Source organism: Streptococcus gwangjuense (assembly GCF_003627155.1).
GTDB lineage: Bacteria > Bacillota > Bacilli > Lactobacillales > Streptococcaceae > Streptococcus > Streptococcus gwangjuensis.
In genome coordinates, this window is the sequence record NZ_CP032621.1 from 346,548 (window position 1) to 370,563 (window position 24,016).

Below are 24,016 nucleotides of genomic sequence, written 5' to 3' on the forward strand. Positions count from 1 at the left end.
TTATATAAGGAGACCGAATGGAAAAGAAAGATAAATAAAATAGATATATTATCTTCTTATAATATTATGATACACAAAAATAGGGGGCTTGTCAATAGAAAAGAAGCAATTTAATTAAAAATATTCTTGTTTTTTTAAATTGCAATTAAATAAGCAATTTTCAGATAATAATTGAAAATTCAAGCTGTTTATGTTATAATGATAGCGATTAAATTCGAGGTGAAAAATGGCACATTTATTAGAAAAAACTAGAAAAATTACTTCTATCCTGAAGCGCTCAGACGAGCAGTTGCAGGAAGAGCTTCCCTACAATGCGATTACCCGTCAATTGGCAGATATTATTGACTGTAACGCCTGTATCGTTAATAGCAAGGGACGTCTCCTTGGTTATTTCATGCGTTACAAAACCAATACAGATCGTGTAGAGCAGTTCTTCCAAACTAAGATTTTCCCTGATGACTATATTCAAGGTGCGAACATGATTTACGATACAGAAGCCAATCTGACAGTTGATCATGATTTGAGTATTTTCCCTGTGGAAAGTCGTGCCGACTTTCCAGATGGTTTGACGACCATTGCACCGATTCATGTATCAGGGATTCGCCTTGGTTCTTTGATTATTTGGCGCAATGATAAAAAATTCGAAGACGAGGATTTGATTCTTGTTGAGATTGCGAGTACCGTTGTTGGAATTCAACTCCTCAACTTCCAGCGTGAAGAAGATGAGAAAAATATCCGCCGCCGTACTGCTGTTACCATGGCGGTTAATACCCTTTCTTACTCTGAACTCCGTGCTGTTTCGGCTATTTTAGGGGAATTAAATGGAAATGAAGGGCAGTTGACTGCGTCAGTGATTGCAGACCGTATCGGTATTACCCGTTCTGTGATTGTCAATGCTCTTCGTAAACTTGAGTCGGCAGGGATTATTGAAAGTCGCTCACTTGGAATGAAGGGAACCTATCTTAAGGTCTTGATTTCAGATATTTTTGAAGAAGTGAAGAAAAGAGATTACTAATGGCAAAGGCTTTAATTTCGATTGATTATACAGAAGATTTTGTTGCAGATAGTGGAAAATTGACAGCAGGCGCTCCAGCTCAGGCGATTTCGGATGCCATTAGCAAGGTGACTCGATTAGCTTTTGAACGAGGAGACTACATCTTCTTTACTATTGATGCTCATGAAGAAAACGATTGTTTCCATCCAGAAAGCAAGCTATTTCCTCCTCACAATTTGATTGGGACTAGTGGACGCAATTTATACGGAGATTTGGGGACCTTTTATCAAGAGCATGGTTCAGACAGTCGTGTCTTTTGGATGGATAAACGCCATTACTCAGCTTTTTCAGGGACTGATCTGGATATCCGTTTGAGAGAGCGTCGAATTTCTACAGTTATTTTAACCGGAGTCTTGACGGATATCTGTGTCCTGCATACAGCTATAGATGCCTATAATCTAGGATATGACATCGAGATTGTTAAACCAGCTGTTGCTTCCATCTGGCCTGAAAATCATCAATTTGCCCTAGGTCATTTCAAAAACACGCTTGGAGCTAAGTTAGTAGATGAAAATCTAAATGAACTTTCTGAGTAATTTGGTTGATGAAATGAAAAAAATTGAAAAAAAGTGTTGACAAGCATCCTAAAAGTTGATATACTAGTAAAGTAATCGACGCGGGGATGGCGGAATTGGCAGACGCGCAGGACTAAGGATCCTGTGACCGCTTTAGGTCGTGAGGGTTCAAGTCCCTCTCTCCGCATAGGATAAGAGTTAGCTGAGGCTAGCTCTTTTGTTTTCATCTAATTCAAGTAGAGCAAAAAATTGTTGCTCTTTTTTTGTATTTCATAAACATTTCATATTTGGATTTTATAATAGTCTTACAAATATGGAGGTGACAAATGAATCCAATCCAAAGAGCTTGGGCTTATGTCAGCAGAAAACGACTGAGAAGTTTTATTTTATTTCTGATTTTGTTGGTCCTATTGGCCGGAATTTCAGCCTGTTTGACTCTGATGAAGTCCAACAAAACAGTGGAAACCAATCTTTACAAATCACTCAATACCTCTTTTTCTATTAAGAAGATAGAAAATGGTCAGACTTTCAAGTTATCAGAGTTAGCATCTGTAAGCAAGATTAAGGGACTGGAAAATGTTTCTCCTGAACTCGAGACGGTCGCAAAACTAAAAGACAAGGAAGCGGTGAGTGGCGAGCAGAGCGTGGAGCGTGATGATTTGTCAGCTGCGGACAAGAACTTGGTTAGCTTAACTGCTCTTGAGGATTCATCCAAGGATGTTACCTTTACCAGTTCGGCTTTCAATCTAAAAGAAGGTCGACACCTTCAAAAAGGGGATTCAAAGAAAATCATCATCCACGAAGATTTGGCTAAGAAGAATAGTCTTTCGCTTCATGACAAGATTTCCTTAGAAGCCGGTCAGTCAGAATCTGGCAAAGGGCAAACAGTGGAGTTTGAGATTGTTGGAGTCTTTTCTGGTAAAAAACAAGAGAAATTTACAGGTTTGTCTTCCGACTTCAGTGAAAACCAGGTCTTTACAGACTATGAAAGTAGCCAAACTCTTTTGGGAAATAGTGAAGCTCAAGTCAGTGCAGCACGCTTCTATGTAGAAAATCCTAAGGAAATGGACGGACTCATGAAGCAGGTGGAAAAATTGGCCTTGGAAAATCAAGGCTATCAAGTTGAGAAGGAAAACAAGGCCTTTGAACAAATCAAAGATTCAGTTGCAACTTTCCAAACCTTCCTAACCATCTTCCTTTATGGGATGTTGATAGCAGGAGCAGGGGCCTTAATTCTTGTTTTGTCTCTCTGGTTGAGAGAAAGGGTCTACGAAGTGGGAATTTTACTGGCACTTGGAAAAGGAAAGAGCTCGATCTTCCTACAATTCTGTTTAGAGGTAGTTTTGGTATCTCTCGGAGCTTTGCTTCCATCCTTTATCGCTGGAAATGCCATTACATCCTATCTGCTCCAAACTGTCCTAGCCCGTGGAGATCAGGCAAGCTTACAAGATACACTAGCCAAAGCAAGCAGTCTATCAACCAGCATCCTATCGTTTGCAGAATCCTATGTTTTTCTGTTGTTGATTAGTTGCTTATCTGTAGCCCTTTGTTTCCTATTCTTATTTAGAAAATCGCCGAAAGAAATTTTATCATCTATTAGTTAAGAAGGAGAAATCATGACTTTATTACAATTACAAGATGTTACCTACCGTTATAAGAACACTGCTGAAGCAGTCCTATATCAGATCAATTATAATTTTGAACCTGGGAAATTTTACAGTATTATTGGGGAATCAGGAGCAGGAAAATCCACTCTCTTGTCCCTGCTTGCTGGTCTAGATAGTCCTGTTGAAGGTTCTATCCTTTTCCAAGGAGAGGACATTCGTAAGAAGGGCTATTCTTACCATCGCATGCACCATATTTCCTTAGTCTTTCAAAATTATAATTTGATAGATTATCTTTCTCCACTGGAAAATATCCGCTTGGTCAATAAAAAGGCAAGCAAGGATACACTGCTTGAGCTTGGTTTAGATGAAAGTCAGATCAAGCGGACTGTTCTCCAGTTATCAGGTGGTCAACAACAACGTGTTGCCATTGCTCGCAGTTTGGTATCAGAAGCTCCAGTTATTCTAGCTGATGAGCCAACAGGAAATCTGGACCCTAAAACTGCTGGAGATATTGTCGAACTGCTCAAATCACTTGCCCAGAAAACAGGTAAATGTGTCATTGTCGTAACCCACAGTAAAGAAGTGGCACAAGCGTCAGATATTACACTTGAGTTGAAGGACAAGAAACTGACTGAAACTCGCAATACTACGAAATAATACGAGCTTTTTCTCTTAGAACTATAAAATAGAACAAAATCTAGAAAGGGAACCTATGTTACACAACGCATTTGCCTATGTTACAAGGAAGTTTTTCAAATCGATCGTCATCTTCCTGATTATTCTCCTCATGGCGAGCTTGAGTTTGGTCGGCTTGTCGATCAAGGGAGCTACTGCCAAGGCTTCTCAGGAGACCTTTAAAAATATCACTAACAGCTTCTCCATGCAAATCAATCGTCGCGTCAATCAAGGAACGCCACGTGGTGCTGGGAATATTAAAGGTGAAGATATCAAAAAAATCACCGAAAACAAGGCTATTGAGTCTTATGTGAAACGCATCAACGCTATCGGAGATTTGACTGGCTATGAACTCATCGAAACACCAGATACCAAGAAAAATCTGACACCTGACCGTGCTAAACATTTTGGAAGTAGCTTGATGATTACAGGTGTCAATGACTCCTCTAAAGAAGACAAGTTTGTCTCTGGTTCTTATAAGCTGGTCGAAGGAGAGCATCTAACAAACGACGACAAGGACAAGATCCTCCTGCACAAGGACTTGGCAGCCAAACACGGCTGGAAAGTAGGGGACAAGGTCAAACTAGACTCTAATATCTACGATGCAGACAATGAAAAAGGTGCCAAGGAAACAGTCGAAGTGACAATCAAGGGACTCTTTGATGGTCATAATAAGTCAGCAGTAACCTACTCACAAGAACTCTATGAAAATACAGCTATCACAGACATTCACACTGCTGCAAAACTTTATGGATACACAGAAGACACAGCTATTTATGGGGATGCAACCTTCTTTGTAACAGCGGACAAGAACTTGGATGATGTTATGAAAGAGTTGAATGGCATCAGTGGTATCAACTGGAAGAGCTATACACTCGTTAAGAGCTCATCTAACTACCCAGCTCTTGAGCAATCCATCTCTGGTATGTACAAGATGGCCAATCTCCTCTTCTGGGGTAGCTTGAGTTTCTCAGTCCTTCTCCTTGCCCTCTTACTCAGCCTTTGGATCAATGCCCGTCGCAAGGAAGTGGGAATTCTCCTCTCTATCGGTCTTAAGCAGGCAAGTATCTTGGGTCAATTTATCACAGAATCCATCTTGATTGCCATCCCTGCTCTTGTTTCTGCTTATTTCTTAGCTAACTACACAGCTCGTGCGATTGGAAATACTGTTCTTGCCAATGTCACTTCAGGTGTTGCCAAGCAAGCAAGCAAGGCTGCTCAAGCCTCTAACCTTGGTGGTGGTGCAGAAGTAGATGGCTTTAGCAAGACCTTGTCGAGCCTAGATATTTCTATTCAGACATCGGACTTTATCATCGTCTTTGTCCTTGCCTTGGTTCTAGTGGTTCTCGTTATGGCGCTTGCTTCAAGCAATCTCCTTAGAAAACAACCAAAAGAACTCTTGCTGGATAGCGAATAACAAACTTGCTACCTATTCTCTCCTAAATGGGGTATAATATAGGTAGCATTTTTATCTATTTCATCTTGATAAGTCCTCTGTTTATCTGGATGAAACTGGGATAATTTACAAGAAATTTAAAGGAATGTGAAACGTTTTTCTATGAAAATTTTAATTGTAGAAGATGAAGAGATGATCCGTGAGGGGGTCAGTGATTATTTGACGGATTGTGGTTATGAAACCATTGAGGCGGCAGATGGGCAAGAAGCCTTAGAAAAATTTTCCAGCTATGAAGTAGCCTTGGTTTTACTGGATATCCAGATGCCCAAGCTCAATGGCCTGGAAGTTCTAGCTGAGATTCGTAAAACAAGTCAGGTTCCTGTCCTGATGCTGACCGCCTTTCAGGATGAGGAATACAAGATGAGTGCCTTTGCTTCGCTAGCAGATGGCTATCTGGAAAAACCTTTTTCTCTGTCCCTCTTAAAAGTAAGGGTGGACGCGATTTTCAAGCGCTATTATGATACGGGACGAGTCTTCTCCTATAAGGATGCCAAGGTGGACTTTGAAAGCTACAGTGCCAGCCTAGCAGGTCAAGAAGTGGCTATCAATGCCAAAGAGTTGGAAATTCTGGACTATCTGGTGAAAAATGAAGGCCGGGCCTTGACTCGTTCTCAGATAATCGATGCCGTCTGGAAAGCGACAGATGAGGTTCCCTTTGACCGTGTCATTGATGTCTATATCAAGGAACTGCGGAAAAAGTTAGACTTGGATTGCATCCTCACTGTGCGCAATGTTGGTTATAAATTGGAGCGAAAATGAAACGAACAGGTTTATTTACAAAGATATTCATCTACACCTTCTCGATTTTTAGTGTTCTAGTCATTTGTCTTCATTTAGCTATTTATTTTCTTTTTCCTTCGACTTATCTGAGTCATCGTCAGGAAACCATTGGTCAGAAAGCGACAGCCATTGCCCAGTCACTAGAAGGAAAGGATAGGCAGAGTATCGAGCAAGTGTTAGACTTGTATTCCCAAACTAGTGATATCAAGGGGGCCGTTAAGGGCGAGATGACCGAGGACAAGTTAGAAGTCAAGGACAGCCTTCCTCTGGATACAGACCGCCAGACCACCTCTCTTTTTATCGAGGAGCGCGAGGTGAAAACGCAAGACGGTGGTACTATGACTCTCCAGTTTCTAGCGTCCATGGATTTGCAAAAGGAAGCAGAGCAAATCAGTCTCCAGTTTCTTCCCTATACCTTGCTGGCATCCTTTCTGATTTCCCTCTTGGTGGCCTATATCTATGCTCGGACTATCGTTGCCCCGATTTTGGAAATCAAGCGGGTGACCCGACGGATGATGGATTTGGATGCCCAAGTACGATTGCGCGTGGATTCTAAGGATGAGATTGGTGATCTCAAAGAACAAATCAATAGCCTCTACCAGCATCTTTTGACTGTCATTGCGGACTTGCATGACAAGAATGAAGCTATTCTCCAGCTAGAAAAGATGAAGGTTGAGTTCCTACGTGGTGCTTCCCATGAATTGAAAACTCCTCTGGCTAGTTTGAAAATCCTGATCGAAAACATGAAAGAAAATGTCGGACGTTATAAGGATAGAGACCACTATCTGGGAGTAGCCTTAGGAATTGTGGATGAGCTCAATCACCACGTTCTCCAGATACTTTCTCTCTCGTCTGTGCAGGAATTGCGAGATGATAGGGAAGAAATTGATTTGCTCCAGATGACGCAAAGTCTAGTCAAGGATTATGCCTTGCTAGCCAAGGAAAGAGAGCTCCAGATAGACAATAGTTTGACCCATCAGCAGGCCTATCTAAACCCATCTGTCATGAAATTGATTCTGTCTAACCTCATCAGTAATGCTATCAAGCACTCTGTTCCGGGTGGCTTAGTTCGCATTGGAGAAAGAGAAGGAGAACTCTTTATAGAAAATAGCTGCAGTCCCGAGGAACAAGAAAAACTAGCCCAATCTTTCTCTGATAATGCTAGTCGCCAGGCTAAGGGATCTGGGATGGGGCTCTTTGTGGTTAAGAGTCTATTAGAACATGAAAAATTACCTTATCGTTTCGAGATGGAGGAGAATCGATTAATCTTCTTAATAGCTTTTCCAAAAGTCGCGAAAGACTAGGGAGAGAAAGGGTTTACATAGATGAAGCTAGAAGAAATTCAATCGAAACTGCGGGAAAAACTAGATTTTTTTGTCAAAAAGTGATAAAATGAACAATGTAAATGGGAAGTCCCATAAAAATATACAGGAGGCCTGATAAAATGGCAATCGTTTCAGCAGAAAAATTTGTCCAAGCAGCTCGTGACAACGGTTATGCAGTTGGTGGATTTAACACAAACAACCTTGAGTGGACTCAAGCTATCTTGCGCGCAGCAGAAGCTAAAAAAGCTCCAGTTTTGATCCAAACTTCAATGGGTGCTGCTAAATACATGGGTGGTTACAAAGTTGCTCGCAACTTGATCGCTAACCTTGTTGAATCAATGGGTATCACTGTACCAGTAGCTATCCACCTTGACCACGGTCACTATGAAGATGCACTTGAGTGTATCGAAGTTGGTTACACTTCAATCATGTTTGACGGTTCACACCTTCCAGTTGAAGAAAACCTTAAATTGGCTAAAGAAGTTGTTGAAAAAGCACACGCTAAAGGTATCTCAGTAGAAGCTGAAGTTGGTACTATCGGTGGTGAAGAAGATGGAATCATCGGTAAAGGTGAATTGGCTCCAATCGAAGACGCTAAAGCAATGGTTGAAACTGGTATCGACTTCTTGGCAGCTGGTATCGGTAACATCCACGGTCCTTACCCAGCAAACTGGGAAGGTCTTGACCTTGATCACTTGCAAAAATTGACAGAAGCTCTTCCAGGCTTCCCAATCGTATTGCACGGTGGATCAGGTATTCCTGATGAGCAAATCCAAGCAGCTATCAAACTTGGTGTTGCCAAAGTTAACGTTAACACTGAATGCCAAATCGCATTCGCTAACGCAACTCGTAAATTTGCTCGTGACTACGAAGCAAACGAAGCAGAATACGACAAGAAAAAACTCTTCGACCCACGTAAATTCTTGGCTGATGGTGTAAAAGCTATCCAAGCATCAGTTGAAGAACGTATCGACGTATTCGGTTCAGAAGGTAAAGCTTAATCTAGCTTAACAATACAGATGAAACCTGCCCATTGGGTGGGTTTTTTGGTGTGAATATATTGTAGAAGAACCAATATTAAGTTGCTAAACGAATGTAATTTTTTACAATGATTCTAAGATTACCCTTAGCGAACGAATATAACAGCTTTACACCTGTTTTCAAAGGAAATCACTGCCTTTCCCAAAGTAAATTGGAACACCTAATTTTTAGGAATACAGAGTAGCTAAATTAATGATAGAACTTTCATTCAAAATAACAATATGATTTTTCTAGTTTCGTGATCTAAGTATTAAAAGTATCCAAATAGATAAGGGAGATAAAAAATAACAATAAAAACCAATAATAGTTGACTTTTTTAAAACAAAATCTTAAAATAAGACTATAAAATTAAACGAGGTACTCTATGGAAAATTTACCAACCCAAATCTTTAAGTTTGCTCAAGTATTTTCAACAAGTCACAAGAGAGATATTGAGAAAATATTTTATGATAATGAGTTTGAAACTAAGAATAGTCTACCAATTTTAACTTGGGATTTTATTTATCGTGATATTGTAAACACCGCCAAAGTAAATGGTTTAATATCACCCACTATGTATATGGGCGCTCTGTGGACGGCAAGAGGAGTAATTATTGAGGGTTTCCTATATGTTTTTATGATGAAGAAAAGATTTGAAGATGTAACTAATAAATACGAAAAGCATCACTATCTTACTTGTATAGCACGTGCGAAAAATTCTCATTTAAATGGAAAAGAAGACGGTAAACTATCCATTGAATTATTTAATGACCTGGATGATGATGGGTTGAGTGATTCACAAATTGAACAAGCGAAGAAATTATTGGGAGATCATTATAATTCGATTGATGAGATTAGGGTTGTTACCTTTGATAAAAAAACTAAAGAAGTGATTGTTAATCAGGTAAATGCCTTTTGTGAATTTATTGATGCTGTAAATATCACAGAATTTGATTTTACAAAACTTGAAGAAGATGGACGTGGAAATAATCCTGAAAAACCTCTTGTTGCATTGAAATCTGACGTACAGAAACAATTGGAGTCACAAAAGTATGTTAGTCTTCCTGTTGAAAAGAAGGAAGAGAATACTAAATTATAATATTTTATATAAAATAGGAGTAAATAATGCTTCAGATTAGTTTTAATGGTGCTCGCTTAAAAGAGGCAAGACTTTTTAACAAAAAAAGTATTACTCAGATTGCAGAGTTTTTAAACGTTTCAAAACAAATGGTTTCTAAATATGAAAAAGGACGAGCAACGCCAAGTGAAGAATCGTTAGAAATATTGGAAAAGAAATTAAAGTTTCCGAGAGATTTCTTTTTTGGAAATGATAATTTTAGCTTAAGTTCTACAGGCACATTTTTTAGAAGTCGTTACACAGCGACTCAAACAGAAAAAATGCCTGCAGAAATAAATAAAAACTATGTTGCTTTAATAAGAGATTATTTGGGAGAATTTATTGATTTTCCAAATCTTGACTGGAGTCTTTCTGGTTTAGACTATACTCCACAAGAATACGCAAGCTACATAAGAGAGAAATGGGAACTTGGAGATAGACCAATTGATAACTTGTCGTTGTTGATGGAAGAAAAAGGTTTTGTTATTTCTAGAATAGACACTCAGAGTGATAAAGTTGATGCTTTTGGTTCAGCTGTCAAAGTAAATAATAATGAGTATTATGTTGTTATGTTAGAGGGGACAGAGTATTCATTCTATCGTCAGCAGTTTAGTTTAGCCCATGAATTAGGACATTGGTTAATGCATGAAAGTTGTAAGTCACCTCAAGACATGGGAGCAATTGAATATAAGCAAATGGAAGACGAAGCGAATGAGTTTGCGGCTGAATTTCTATTGCCAATGGATTCGTTTAAAGCTTCTATCATTGGGCATGAAAATGATCTAGAGTACTACAGGTATCTAAAAAGAATTTGGCAAGTTTCAATTAGTATGATGATAATGCGTGCTAAGTCATTGAATATCATAGATTCTAATGAGTATACAAACTTGTATAAGAAACTTAGTTACAGAGGTTGGAGAAAAAATGAGCCCTTAGATTCAACAAAATTGATTAGCAATCCTCTATCCTTAAAACAGTCAGTAGAGCTATTAGTGGAAAATCGAATTGTGATGGACATATCTGCTGATATTTATAGAGTATACAATAAATTGTTGCCTAATTTTTTAATTGAGGATTTATGCGGCTTAGAGGCAGGATATCTTGATGAACTGAATGATAGGTATCCAAATATTATTAGTCTTACTAAAGAAAGAATAAGAAGAACATAGAATAGTCTGAAGCATAATATGTGATTAAACATTTGTAGGGATTTTAGAGTTAGGAGAACTATGGATATTGGTATTCGTGCTGATGGAATGACTACATCAGACTTTGAAAATTTTGCCATTGAGATTGTAAAGAAAAAATTTGAAAATAAGAGTTTACATGGATTTAAGGAAGGGAGAGATGGCGGTATTGATGGAATCGATAATATCAAATCTCCTACTCTTATTATTCAAGCTAAGCGTTGGCAGGTAAATAAAAATAATACTACAGCTGTAAAACTATTGAAAGAAGAAATTGATAAGATTGCTCAAACTAAGGAAAAATATGGTTGGGAAGCTGATTTCAATTACGTTATTGTTACAAGTATGGGGTTATCTCCTGCGGGTTTAAAGGAGATTCGTGATTACGCAGATAAAATAATTCCCAATGCAATTCCGACTGACGATTATATTATTTTCTCTTCTACGTTAACAACTTTTTCTCAGCAGGAAGAATATAGAGATATTTTTATAAATTATGGATTACTGGAAAAAGATATCTCCAATATCTTGAGGAGTGAAAGATTGAAATGGGTAGAAGCAGAATCTCAGGATTATTTTTTAGATTTGGATTCTAAATACCTTGTTGAAACGCATTTTCTAGGGGAAGCCTATCATACTTTACAAAGGGAACATATTGTATTAATTCAAGGACCAGCGGGAATTGGAAAAACAACAACTTGTTCAATGCTTGGAAATTTATTTCTAAATAATAATGAAAATACTTTTGATGTCATTGTTCGTAGAGTAGAAGATATTAACGAGGTTCTCAAATTATATAATGGAAACTATAGATGTAACGAAAATAGAAATCTTTTTGTGGTTTTTGATGATTTCTTGGGTCGTAATAAATTTGATGTTGGAGAGAGGGTATTGCAAGATATAAGAAAATTATATTCAGCCTCCACTAACACTAATAACCTTTTTATTTGTTTAAACTCTCGAACTCAAATTCTTCAAGATGCAACATTAATGAATTTTGAATTTCAAAAACTAATTGATGAAAAATTTACAGAGAAAAGAAGATTTATCATTGATTTGGATAAGTACTCTGATATAGAAAAAGCTTATATTTTTAGGAAAGTATTTGAACGAAAGGTACACTACCTTGAAGATGGTGATAAAATAGAGTTTGTAGAAAAATATAATAGTCTTATTGGAAGAGATTGGAAAAGAATTATACGTCATCGAAATTATTTTCCTAGGTTAGTAGAATTGATAGCAAAGAATTTTAAAGAATCTAAAGAAAATTTTTATGACTATGTAGTATATTATCTTAATCATCCTATTCAACTTTATAATAGTTTATTTTGCAATCTGGAAGATGAAGAAAAATTTTTATTATTTTCTTTATTACAATTCGATGTTTATCCTGTTGAGGAAGAGTGGTTAATAAATTCACTTTATACTTTGGAACTTAATCCGACATTTGACTTTAAGAAATCGTTAAGGAAGCTAGATGGTTCATGGCTTACCTTTACGAAAGAAAGTTTTGATGATAAAAGTAAGGTGGATTTTTTAAACCCAAGTATTATTGACTTTTTAAATGATAAATTGAAAGAGAGTCCAAAGATAACTGAAAAAATAACTCAGAATTCTATTTACCTCCACCAATTATGTAAAGATTGTAACAGCTACGGATTGAGTAACTTAAATAATTCACAGGCTTTATTTTTCACTAGACTACTAGATGATTGGGAAAACTTTAAAGATAAAGATGATTTTATTGGAGAAAAAATCCTTGCTATTATTTGTTTAAATAAATTTTCAAAATTTAAAGATAACTTTTTAGAATTATTGAGAATATATGATGGAAGAAATAATTTAAAAAGTTATAGGGATGGATGGAATAATATCATCACTCAGATTTATTATTCTAATAATAAAGCAATCAAAAAGATGTTCCTCACTATTCTTAATGATAAAAGAGTCGTGAATAAACTAATAAATAGTCCTTATCTTGATTCAGAAGAACTAGATGATATGTTAGATACAATAAACAGTATAATTGATGAAGTGAGTATAGAAGATGAAGACTATCAAGATGCTTCGTTAAGAGATATGTATTGTTATACCATTTTTAGACAGAAAAAATTGAATTGCTTCAAGATTATTTAGATAGTAGAGATACTTTGGAAGAAGAAGATGTTGACTTTATTAATGATCCTAATGGTTTTGATATAGATTTGGAAGTTAAAGGGCAAGTTTCAGAGTTTAAAGAAAAGTTAACTGAAAAGTTAACAGGTGATTTTCAATGGGATGATATTGTGATAGAAAAATTTGATTATTCAAATTTGAAATACCATCTTAAAGAGTACTTGCAATGGAAATATGATGATTTTTTATATGAAGCTGAAGCCTATGATAGATGGAGAGATTCTCAACTGGAAGAAAGGGTGACATTAGAAAGTATTTTAAACAAACCACTGTTATAGTATAGAAAGTAAGGTGCTAGGCTAATCTCAGAAGTCACTAGAATCTTACCTACACAACCTATTTTTTGTACAATAATATTCTAAAAAAACTAAAATAATGTAGTATTGGCTTTTTAGTTTCATTCTTGTGTTTTAGTCTCCACATTTGTATTTCACAAAATCAGTTTACAAAAGGAAAATGAATTACTAACATCTATCAGTCAACAATTCGTAGTCAATGAACATCTAATGAATGTCTATGTTGTTAGAAAAACGATTTTACTTAGTTCACACGGGAATTTGATAGGAATACTACTTTATCACTTTGATTCCAGTTTTGATTATGAAAAATGGGAGCAGATGACCTTTCAAGATTGTTTTCTAATTGATAGAAATGGGATTGTGAAAAGATTTATGAAAGATTAGTGCTTTAATTAAATAGTGAATCATATTGATCAAAATAGTTTGCTTTTTATAATTCGTAACCTGCCCATTGGGTGGGTTTTTTTGCGTGTTTTCAGAAAACTATTAAGCTATAAATTTTTGATTAAAAGTATTATTTTAAGAGAAAAATTTTCAATTTCATAAACTTTAGGCAAACGCTTGCATTCTAGTTTTTATTGGACTATAATAGGTTGGTATAAAGCCTTCTGTAATCATATTGAGAAGGTGTAGAAAGTAAGGATTTAGAATACTTGTGTTTGAAAATACGATTTTCTATTCCTTGCGCTAGGGAGATAGATATGGCAATGATAGAAGTGGAACATCTTCAGAAAAATTTTGTGAAGACAGTGAAGGAACCAGGTTTGAAGGGGGCTTTGCGCTCCTTTATTCATCCTGAAAAGCAGACCTTTGAAGCGGTCAAGGATTTGACTTTTGAGGTCCCAAAAGGACAAATTTTAGGATTTATAGGGGCAAATGGTGCTGGGAAGTCGACAACCATTAAAATGCTGACAGGGATTTTAAAACCGACATCTGGTTTTTGTCGGATTAACGGCAAGATTCCCCAGGATAATCGCCAAGATTATGTCAAGGATATTGGGGTTGTTTTTGGACAACGCACCCAGCTATGGTGGGATTTGGCACTGCAAGAGACCTACACGGTCTTAAAAGAGATTTACGATGTGCCAGAATCGCTTTTTCATAAGCGTATGGACTTTTTGAATGAAGTCTTGGATTTGAAAGACTTTATCAAGGATCCCGTGCGGACTCTTTCACTAGGGCAGCGCATGCGGGCGGATATTGCAGCTTCCTTGCTTCACAATCCCAAGGTTCTCTTTTTAGATGAGCCTACCATTGGTTTGGACGTTTCGGTTAAGGATAATATTCGTCGGGCTATTACTCAGATTAACCAGGAGGAAGAAACCACCATTCTCTTGACCACTCACGATCTGAGCGATATTGAGCAACTCTGTGATCGGATTTTTATGATTGATAAGGGGCAAGAGATTTTTGATGGAACGGTGAGCCAACTCAAGGAGACCTTTGGAAAGATGAAGACACTCTCCTTTGAACTGCTACCAGGTCAAAGTCATCTCGTCTCTCACTATGAAGGCCTGCCTGATATGATTATTGATAGACAAGGGAATAGTCTCAACATTGAATTCGATAGTTCTCGCTACCAGTCAGCTGATATTATCAAGCAAACCCTGTCTGATTTTGAAATCCGCGATTTGAAGATGGTGGATACGGATATTGAGGATATTATCCGTCGCTTCTACCGAAAGGAGCTCTAGGATGATCAAATTGTGGAGACGTTATAAACCCTTTATCAATGCAGGTGTTCAGGAGTTGATTACCTATCGAGTCAACTTTATTCTCTATCGGATTGGCGATGTCATGGGGGCTTTTGTGGCCTTTTATCTCTGGAAGGCTGTCTTTGATTCCTCACAAGAGTCTTTGATTCAGGGATTTAGTATGGCAGATATCACCCTCTACATCATTATGAGTTTTGTGACTAATCTTCTTACTAGGTCAGATTCTTCCTTTATGATTGGGGAGGAGGTCAAGGATGGTTCCATTATCATGCGTTTGTTGAGACCGGTGCATTTTGCGGCCTCATATCTTTTCACCGAGCTTGGCTCCAAGTGGTTGATTTTTATCAGCGTTGGCCTTCCATTTTTAAGTGTCATTGTTTTGATGAAAATCTTAACTGGGCAAGGCATTGTAGAAGTGCTGGGATTAACTGTCCTTTATCTTTTTAGCTTAACGCTGGCCTATCTGATTAACTTTTTCTTTAATATCTGCTTTGGATTTTCTGCCTTTGTGTTTAAAAATCTATGGGGTTCCAATCTACTTAAGACTTCCATAGTGGCCTTTATGTCAGGAAGTTTGATTCCCTTGGCTTTCTTTCCAGAGGTTGTTGCAGATATTCTGTCCTTCTTGCCTTTTTCATCCTTGATTTATACTCCGGTCATGATTATCGTTGGGAAATACGATGCTAGTCAGATTCTTCAGGCGCTTTTGCTACAGTTTTTCTGGCTCTTAGTGATGGTGGGTTTGTCTCAGTTGATTTGGAAACGGGTCCAGTCTTTCATTACCATTCAAGGAGGTTAGTATGAAAAAATATCAACGCATGCATCTGATTTTTATCGGACAATACATCAAGCAAATTATGGAGTACAAGGTGGATTTTGTGGTTGGTGTCTTGGGAGTTTTTCTGACCCAAGGCTTGAACCTCTTGTTTCTCAATGTCATCTTTCAACACATCCCATCCTTAGAAGGTTGGACTTTTCAAGAAATTGCTTTTATCTATGGATTTTCCTTGATTCCTAAGGGGTTGGATCATCTCTTTTTTGACAATCTCTGGGCTCTAGGACAGCGCTTGGTGAGAAAGGGAGAATTTGATAAGTACCTGACACGTCCTATCAATCCTCTCTTCCATATTTTGGTAGAGACCTTTCAGATTGATGCTTTTGGGGAACTCTTAGTCGGTGGCATTCTACTGGGAACAACAGTGACCAGCATTGCTTGGACCCTTCCAAAATTCCTACTTTTCCTAGTCTGTATTCCCTTTGCGACCTTGATTTATACTTCTTTAAAAATTGCGACAGCCAGTATTGCTTTTTGGACCAAGCAGTCAGGCGCCATGATCTACATTTTTTATATGTTTAATGACTTTGCCAAGTATCCGATTTCCATTTACAATTCAGCTCTTCGTTGGTTGATTAGCTTTATCGTGCCTTTCGCCTTTACAGCCTACTATCCTGCCAGCTATTTTTTGCAGGACAAGGATGTAATCTTTAACATCGGAGGTTTGATTTTGATTTCCCTTGTTTTCTTTGTCATTTCCCTTAAACTCTGGGACAGGGGCTTGGATGCCTACGAAAGTGCAGGTTCTTAGCATAGATGTTATCAAAGCCTTGTCTCAGGACAGGCTTTTTCTAATAGAGATGAAAATTTCTTGACACCTATTCTCAGAGCGCTATACTGTAAGTGTAATCACCGATTTAGCTTATACTTTTCGAAAATCTCTTCAAACCACGTCAGCTTCGCCTTGCCGTATATATGTTACTGACTTCGTCAGTTCTATCTACAACCTAAAAGCAGTGCTTTTAGCAACCTGTGGCTAGCTTCCTAGTTTGTTCTTTGATTTTCATTGAGTATTAGTTGCTAGAGCAAGGCACTCGTAAAGCCTAGGTCACAGGTGAATATATGACTGAAGATTTGCAAAATTAGATATGTAGAAAATAACCGTTAAGCCTAGTTCTTATCGGTTATTTATGTTGTTAAATAGCATTGTTATTGCATCAATTATGTCTATTTTTGTAATTATGATAGTGGTTCAACTTACTTGCTATTATTTTTGATGGTGTGAATGTGCTGATAATGTATCTCAGTTAAGTACGAAATTTTTATATCTATTTTAACACACATTAAAAATAAAATTAACAGATGTTAATTTTTCTTGACTTAAATTTTTTTAATTGATATACTATTTTTCAGAGAGCTAACAATTATATATAAATGTACTACTCTATTTCCTAGATAACACTTAGTAAAACTTTTTATAACAAAGGCTAGCAAAGTTAAAGTTTTCTATCTATTGGAAAGTTAAATAAATATGTAAGGAATTAAAATGAAAAAAAGTACAGTATTGTCACTAACCACAGCTGCAGTTATTTTAGCAGCATATGTCCCTAATGAGGTAGTCTTAGCAGATACATCTAGTTCTGAAGATGCTTTAAGTATCTCTGATAAAGAAAAAGTAGTAGATAAACAAAAAGAAAACAAAGAAAAACATGAAGATATTCATAATGCTATAGAAACTTCAAAGGATACTGAAGAGAAGAAAACAACAGTTATTGAGAAAAAAGAAGTTGTTAGTAAAGAATCTGTGGTAAACAATAAAACTAACAATGAAAAAGCAACAATCAAAAAAGAAGATTCCAATCAATACAAAGGAGATAATGCAGACTCGTCTGCAAGTAAAGACACGGAAAGTCCCAAAAAAGAAGATAGACTTGTCTATATTGCTGAATTTAAAGATAAAGAATCTGGAGAAAAAGCAATCAAGGAACTATCAAATCTTAAGAATACAAAAGTTTTATATACTTATGATAGAATTTTTAACGGTAGCGCTATTGAAACAACCAAAGATACTCTGGACAAAATTAAACTAATAGAAGGTATTTCATCGGTTGAAAGGTCACAAAAAGTCCAACCTATGATGAATCATGCTAGAAAAGAAATTGGAGTTGAAGAGGCAATCGATTACCTAAAATCTATCAATGCACCATTTGGGAAAAACTTTGATGGTAGAGGTATGGTCATTTCAAATATCGATACAGGGACAGATTATAGGCATAAGGCTATGAGAATCGATGATGATGCCAAAGCCTCAATGAAATTTAAAAAAGAAGACTTAAAAGGTACTGATAAAAATTTCTGGTTGAGCGATAAAATTCCTCATGCTTTCAATTATTATAATGGTGGTAAAATTACTGTAGAAAAATCTGATGATGGAAGCGATTATTTTGATCCACATGGGATGCATATTGCAGGAATTCTTGCGGGAAATGATACTGAAAAAGATATCAAAAACTTTAACGGAATAGATGGAATTGCTCCTAATGCACAGATCTTCTCTTATAAAATGTACTCTGACGCAGGATCTGGCTTCGCAGGGGATGAAACAATGTTTCATGCTATTGAAGATTCAATCAAACACAATGTTGATGTTGTTTCGGTATCATCTGGCTTTACAGGAACAGGTCTTGTAGGTGAGAAATATTGGCAAGCTATTAGAGCATTAAGAAAAGCAGGCATTCCAATGGTTGTAGCTACGGGTAACTATGCAACTTCTGCTTCAAGTTCTTCATGGGATTTAGTGGCAAATAATAATCTGAAAATGACCGACACTGGAAATGTAACACGAACTGCAGCACATGAAGATGCGATAGCAGTTGCTTCTGCTAAAAATCAAACAGTTGAGTTTGATAAAGTTAAGATTGGAGGAGAAAGTTTTAAATACAGAAATATAGGGGCCTTTTTCGATAAGAATAAAATCATAACAAACGAAGATGGTTCAAAAGCTCCTAGTAAATTGAAATTTGTATATATAGGCAAAGGTCAAGACCAAGATTTGATCGGTTTGGATCTTAAGGGCAAAATTGCAGTAATGGATAGAATTTATACAAAGGATTTAAAAAATGCTTTTAAACGAGCAACGGATAAGGGCGCACGCGCCATTATGGTTGTAAATACTGTAAATTACTACAATAGAGATAATTGGACAGAGCTTCCAGCTATGGGATATGAGGAGGATGAAGGAACTACTAGTCAAGTTTTCTCAATTTCAGGTGATGATGGTGTAAAGTTATGGAACATGATTAACCCTGATAAGAAAACTAAAGTCAAAAGAAATAATAAAGAAGATTTTAAAGATAAATTGGAGCAATACTATCCAATTGATATGGCAAGCTATAATTCTAATAAACCAAATGTAGGTGACGAAAAAGAGATTGACTTTAAGTTTGCATCTGACACAGACAAAGAACTGTATAAAGAAGATATCATAGTTCCAGCAGGATCCACATCTTGGGGACCGAGAACAGATTTACTTTTAAAACCCGATGTTTCAGCACCTGGTAAAAACATTAAATCCACTCTCAATGTCATTAATGGGAAATCAACTTATGGTTATATGTCAGGGACTAGTATGGCAACTCCAATCGTAGCAGCTTCTACTGTTTTGATTAGACCAAAGTTAAAGGAAATGCTTGAAAGACCCGTATTGAAAAATCTTAAGGGAGATGACAAAATAGATCTTACAAGTCTTACAAAAATAGCCCTACAAAATACTGCACGCCCTATGATGGATGCGACTTCTTGGAAAGAAAAAAGTCAATACTTTGCATCACCTAGACAACAGGGGGCAGGCTTAATTAATGTTGCCAATGCTTTGAGAAATGAAGTTGTAGCGACTTTCAAAAACACAGATTCTAAAGGTTTAGTAAACTCTTATGGTTCTATTTCTCTTAAAGAAATAAAAGGAGATAAAAAATATTTTACAATTAAGCTTCACAATACATCAAACAGACCTTTGACCTTTAAAGTTTCAGCATCAACCGTAACTACAGATACTCTAACTGACAGACTCAAACTGGATGAAACATATAAAGATGAAAAATCTCCAGATGGGAAGCAAATTGTTCCAGAAATTCACCCAGAAAAAGTCAAAGGAGCAAATATCACATTTGAGCATGATACTTTCACCATAAGCCCAAATTCTAGCTTTGATTTAAATGCGGTTATAAACGTTGGAGAAGCTAAAAATAAAAATAAATTTGTAGAATCATTTATTCATTTTGAGTCAGTGGAAGAAATGGAAGCTCTAAACTCCAATGGGAAGAAAACAAATTTCCAACCTTCTTTATCGATGCCTCTAATGGGATTTGCTGGGAATTGGAACAAAGAGCCAATCCTTGATAAATGGGCCTGGGAAGAAGGGTCAAAATCAAAAACAATGGAAGGTTATGATGATGATGGCAAACCGAAAATTCCAGGAACCTTAAATAAGGGGATTGGTGGAGAACATGGTATAGATAAATTTAATCCAGCAGGAGTTATACAAAATAGAAAAGATAAAAATACAACATCCCTAGATCAAAATCCAGAATTATTTGCTTTCAATAACGAAGGAATCAACGCACCATCATCAAGTGGTTCTAAGATTGCTAAAATTTATCCTTTAGATTCAAATGGAAATCCTCAAGATGCTCAACTTGAGAGAGGATTAACGCCTTCTCCCCTTGTATTAAGAAGTGCAGAAGAAGGATTGATTTCAATAGTAAATACAAATAAAGAGGGAGAAAATCAAATCGACTTAAAAGTCATTTCGAGAGAACACTTTATTAAAGGAATTTTAAACTCTAAAAGAAATGATGCAAAGGGAATCAAATCTTCTAAACTAAAAGTTTGGGGTGACTTGAAATGGGATGGACTCATTTATAACCCTAGAGGTAGAGAAGAAAATGCACCAGAAAGCAAGGATACCAAAGATCCTGCTACTAAGATAAGAGGTCAATTTGAACCAATTGCAGAAGGTCAATATTTCTATAAATTTAAATATAGATTAACTAAAGATTACCCATGGCAGGTTTCCTATATTCCTGTAAAAATTGATAACACAGCTCCTAAGATTGTTTCGATTGATTTTTCAAATCCTGAAAAAATTAAGCTGATCACAAAGGATACTTATCACAAGGTAAAAGAGCAATACAAGAATGAAACTTTATTTGCAAGAGATCAGAAAGAACATCCTGAAAAATTTGACGAGATTGCCAACGAAGTTTGGTATGCAGGAGCTGCTCTGGTTAATGAAGATGGAGATGTTGAGAAAAATCTTGAAGTAACTTATGCAGGTGAGGGTCAAGGAAGAAATAGAAAACTTGACAAAGACGGAAATACCATTTATGAAATTAAAGGTGCAGGAGATTTAAGAGGAAAAATCATTGAAGTCATTGCATTAGATGGCTCTAGCAATTTCACAAAGATTCATAGAATTAAATTTGCTGATCATGCTGATGAAAAGGGGATGATTTCTTATTATCTAGTAGATCCTGATCAAGATTCATCTAAATACCAAAAACTTGGGGAGATTTCTGAATCTAAATTTAAAAATTTAGAAAATAGAAAAGAGGATAGTCTTAAAAAAGATACAACTGAGGTAAAAAATCATCAAGGAAATGAAGAGTCTATCGAAGAAAAATCTAGCTTTACTATCAATAAAGCCATTTCAACAATTAGAGATTTTGAAAGCAAAGACTTAAAAAAACTCATTAAAAAGAAATTTAGAGAAGTTGATGACTTTACAAGTGAAACTGGTAAGAGGACAGAAGAATACGATTATAAATACGATGATAAGGGAAATATCATTGCTTATGACGATGGTAGTGCCTTAGAATACGAAACTGAAAAACTTGACGAAATTAAATCAAAAATTTATGGTGTTCTAAGCCCGTCTAAAGATGGACACTTTGAAATTCTTGGAAAGATAAGTAATGTTTCTAAAAATGCCAAGGTATATTATGGAAATAACTATAAATCGATAGAAATCAAAACGACCAAGTATGATTCGCATTCAAAAACGATGACATTTGATTTATACGCTAATGTTAATGATATTGTGGATGGTTTAGCTTTTGCAGGAGATATGAGATTCTTTGTTAAAGATGATGATCAGATAAAAGCTGAGACTAAAATTAGAATGCCTGAAAAAAATAAGGAAACTAAAACGGAATATCCCTATGCATCAAGTTATGGGAATGTAATAGAATTAGGAGAAGGAGATCTTTCAAAAAATAAACCAACCAATTTAACGGAAATGGAAACAGGGAAGATCTATTCTGATTCAGAAAAACAACAATATCTGTTAAAGGATAACATCATTCTAAGAAAAGGCTATGCACTAAAAGTGACTACCTATAATCCTGGAAAAACGGACATGTTAGAAGGAAATGGAGTCTATAGCCAGGAAGATATAGCAAAAATCCAAAAGGCCAATCCTAATCTAAGAGTTTTATCAGAAAAAATAATTTATACTGATAGTAGAAATGTTGAAGATGGAAGAAGTACTCAATCCGTATTAATGTCGGCTTTGGACGGCTTTAACATTGTAAGGTATCAAGTGTTTAGATTTAAAATGAACGCTAAAGGGGAGGCAATCGATAAAGATGGAAATCTTGTAACAGATTCTTCTAAACTGGTATTATTTGGTAAAGATGATAAAGAGTACACAGGAGAGGATAAATCCAATGTAGAAGCTATAAAAGAAGATGGCTCTACGTTATTTATTGATGCAAAACCAGTAAATCTTTCAATGGACAAGAACTACTTTAATCCATCTAAATCTAATAAAATTTATGTACGAAATCCAGAATTCTATTTAAGAGGTAAGATTTCTGATAAGGGTGGTTTCAACTGGGAGTTGAGAGTTAATGAATCAGTTGTAGATAATTATTTAATCTATGGAGATTTACACATTGATAACACTAGAGATTTTAACATTAAGCTTAATGTTAAAGACGGTGACATCATGGACTGGGGAATGAAAGACTATAAAGCAAATGGATTTCCAGATAAGGTAACAGACATGGATGGAAATGTTTATCTTCGAACTGGATATAGCGATTTGAATGCGAAAGCGGTTGGAGTACACTATCAATTTTTATATGATAATGTTAAACCAGAAGTAAAGATTGATCCTAAGGGAAATACTAGTATCGAATATGCTGATGGAAAATCTGTAGTCTTTAATATCAATGATAAAAGAAATAATGGATTCGATGGTGAGATTCAAGAACAACATATTTATGTAAATGGAAAAGAATATAAATCATTTGCTGATATTAAACAAATAGCAGATAAGACACTAAACATTAAGATAGTTGTAAAAGATTTTGCAAGAAATACAACCGTAAAAGAATTCATTTTAAACAAAGATACGGGAGAGGTAAGCGAACTAAATCCTCATATGGTAACTGTAACCATTCAAAATGGAAAAGAAATGAGTTCAACGATAGTGGCGGAAGAAGATTTCATTTTACCTGTCTATAAGGGTGAATTAGAAGAAGGCTATCAATTTGATGGTTGGGAAATTTCTGGTTTAGAAGGAAAAAAAGACACTGGCTATGTTCTTAATTTATCAAAAGATACCCTTATAAAACCTGTATTTAAGAAAATAGAGGAGAAAAAGGAGGAGGAAAATAAACCTACTTTTGATGTATCCAAAAAGAAAGATAAGCCACAGGTAAATCCTAGTCAATTAAATCAAAGTCATAGAAGAGAGGACTTACAAAGAGCAAATCATTCACAAAAATCTGATTCAACTAAGGATGTTACAACTACAGTTCTTGATAAAAACTTTGAAAATAAGAAGGAAGTCTATCTTAATAAACAAGCGAACATAGCTAATAAACATACTAACATTGATAGTAAGTCGGATACTAACCATTCTGATAGGTTGCCAAAAACCGGAACAGTTAGAGCAGTTCTTACACCATTCATTGCTGGAATATTGTTTATAGTAGGAGCACTTCTTGGATTGAAGAAAAAAGATCAAGATTAAGACAAAATCTATAGAAAAGATGTTTATGTGTTGAGATTAGATACTGTGATGGTTAAACAGTTTGTTGACAATTACTATTTAATACTTAATTCTTAAGATTACGTTGATAATTATACTCTTTTAGAATGTATTAATGAACTTCATTTAGATAACAAAAAATCTTCTTATTACAGATAGGAAGATTTTTTGGATTTTACCAATTTCACAAAATACGGTATCGAACTATATATTAAAAATTGTGCTTTTACAATTGTAGTAAAAACTCAAGATTTATTTGA

At 35.9% G+C, this 24,016-nt stretch carries 16 protein-coding genes and 1 tRNA gene; all 17 read left to right on the forward strand.

What is annotated here, in order from left to right:
- The first annotated feature begins 226 nt into the window (after positions 1–226).
- The 17 genes from codY to D7D53_RS01695 all read left to right on the forward strand — a co-directional run bounded on the left by codY (position 227) and on the right by D7D53_RS01695 (position 23,738).
- Positions 227–1,015 carry a GTP-sensing pleiotropic transcriptional regulator CodY gene (codY, locus tag D7D53_RS01615; protein WP_000940721.1) on the forward strand — a complete coding sequence of 263 codons (789 nt, stop codon included), beginning with the start codon at positions 227–229 and terminating at the stop codon, positions 1,013–1,015.
- Positions 1,015–1,590, forward strand: a complete 576-nt coding sequence (locus D7D53_RS01620; RefSeq protein ID WP_050390880.1) for a cysteine hydrolase family protein — start codon at positions 1,015–1,017, stop codon at positions 1,588–1,590. The genes codY and D7D53_RS01620 overlap by 1 nt, the downstream gene beginning before the upstream one ends.
- A gap of 80 nt (positions 1,591–1,670) precedes the next feature.
- A tRNA-Leu gene (locus tag D7D53_RS01625) sits at positions 1,671–1,756 on the forward strand.
- A gap of 139 nt (positions 1,757–1,895) precedes the next feature.
- A complete protein-coding gene (locus D7D53_RS01630; protein WP_120769919.1) occupies positions 1,896–3,173 on the forward strand; it encodes an ABC transporter permease in 1,278 nt (425 codons plus the stop codon).
- Between the two features lie 12 nt (positions 3,174–3,185).
- Positions 3,186–3,833, forward strand: coding sequence for an ABC transporter ATP-binding subunit Vex2 (gene vex2, locus D7D53_RS01635; RefSeq protein ID WP_120769920.1), 648 nt, complete (start codon positions 3,186–3,188; stop codon positions 3,831–3,833).
- A gap of 55 nt (positions 3,834–3,888) precedes the next feature.
- Positions 3,889–5,268, forward strand: a complete 1,380-nt coding sequence (gene vex3, locus D7D53_RS01640) for an ABC transporter permease subunit Vex3 (protein ID WP_049510652.1) — start codon at positions 3,889–3,891, stop codon at positions 5,266–5,268.
- A gap of 141 nt (positions 5,269–5,409) precedes the next feature.
- Positions 5,410–6,066: a response regulator transcription factor VncR gene (vncR, locus tag D7D53_RS01645; protein WP_120769921.1), complete on the forward strand. Its 657-nt coding sequence runs from the start codon at positions 5,410–5,412 to the stop codon at positions 6,064–6,066.
- Positions 6,063–7,391, forward strand: a complete 1,329-nt coding sequence (gene vncS, locus D7D53_RS01650; RefSeq protein WP_120769922.1) for a sensor histidine kinase VncS — start codon at positions 6,063–6,065, stop codon at positions 7,389–7,391. Before vncR ends, vncS begins: the two co-directional genes overlap by 4 nt.
- 140 nt (positions 7,392–7,531) lie before the next feature.
- On the forward strand, positions 7,532–8,413 hold the full coding sequence (locus D7D53_RS01655) for a class II fructose-bisphosphate aldolase (protein WP_001019001.1): 882 nt from the start codon (positions 7,532–7,534) through the stop codon (positions 8,411–8,413).
- 404 nt (positions 8,414–8,817) lie between these two features.
- Positions 8,818–9,531, forward strand: a complete 714-nt coding sequence (locus D7D53_RS01660; protein WP_120769923.1) for a DUF5986 family protein — start codon at positions 8,818–8,820, stop codon at positions 9,529–9,531.
- 26 nt (positions 9,532–9,557) lie between these two features.
- Positions 9,558–10,718 carry an XRE family transcriptional regulator gene (locus D7D53_RS01665; protein ID WP_070535591.1) on the forward strand — a complete coding sequence of 387 codons (1,161 nt, stop codon included), beginning with the start codon at positions 9,558–9,560 and terminating at the stop codon, positions 10,716–10,718.
- Between the two features lie 60 nt (positions 10,719–10,778).
- The gene (locus tag D7D53_RS01670) at positions 10,779–12,872 is read left to right on the forward strand and encodes an nSTAND3 domain-containing NTPase (RefSeq protein ID WP_245941801.1); all 2,094 of its coding nucleotides are present in this window, start codon (positions 10,779–10,781) and stop codon (positions 12,870–12,872) included.
- The gene (locus D7D53_RS10115; protein ID WP_245941802.1) at positions 12,854–13,189 is read left to right on the forward strand and encodes a hypothetical protein; all 336 of its coding nucleotides are present in this window, start codon (positions 12,854–12,856) and stop codon (positions 13,187–13,189) included. Before D7D53_RS01670 ends, D7D53_RS10115 begins: the two co-directional genes overlap by 19 nt.
- A 722-nt stretch (positions 13,190–13,911) precedes the next feature.
- Positions 13,912–14,904 carry an ABC transporter ATP-binding protein gene (locus D7D53_RS01680; protein WP_120769925.1) on the forward strand — a complete coding sequence of 331 codons (993 nt, stop codon included), beginning with the start codon at positions 13,912–13,914 and terminating at the stop codon, positions 14,902–14,904.
- A gap of 1 nt (position 14,905) precedes the next feature.
- Positions 14,906–15,724 carry an ABC transporter permease gene (locus D7D53_RS01685; protein WP_120769926.1) on the forward strand — a complete coding sequence of 273 codons (819 nt, stop codon included), beginning with the start codon at positions 14,906–14,908 and terminating at the stop codon, positions 15,722–15,724.
- Position 15,725: 1 nt separating this feature from the next.
- The gene (locus D7D53_RS01690) at positions 15,726–16,511 is read left to right on the forward strand and encodes an ABC transporter permease (protein WP_120769927.1); all 786 of its coding nucleotides are present in this window, start codon (positions 15,726–15,728) and stop codon (positions 16,509–16,511) included.
- Positions 16,512–17,246: 735 nt separating this feature from the next.
- Positions 17,247–23,738: a S8 family serine peptidase gene (locus tag D7D53_RS01695; protein ID WP_120769928.1), complete on the forward strand. Its 6,492-nt coding sequence runs from the start codon at positions 17,247–17,249 to the stop codon at positions 23,736–23,738.
- The last annotated feature ends 278 nt before the right edge of the window (positions 23,739–24,016 follow it).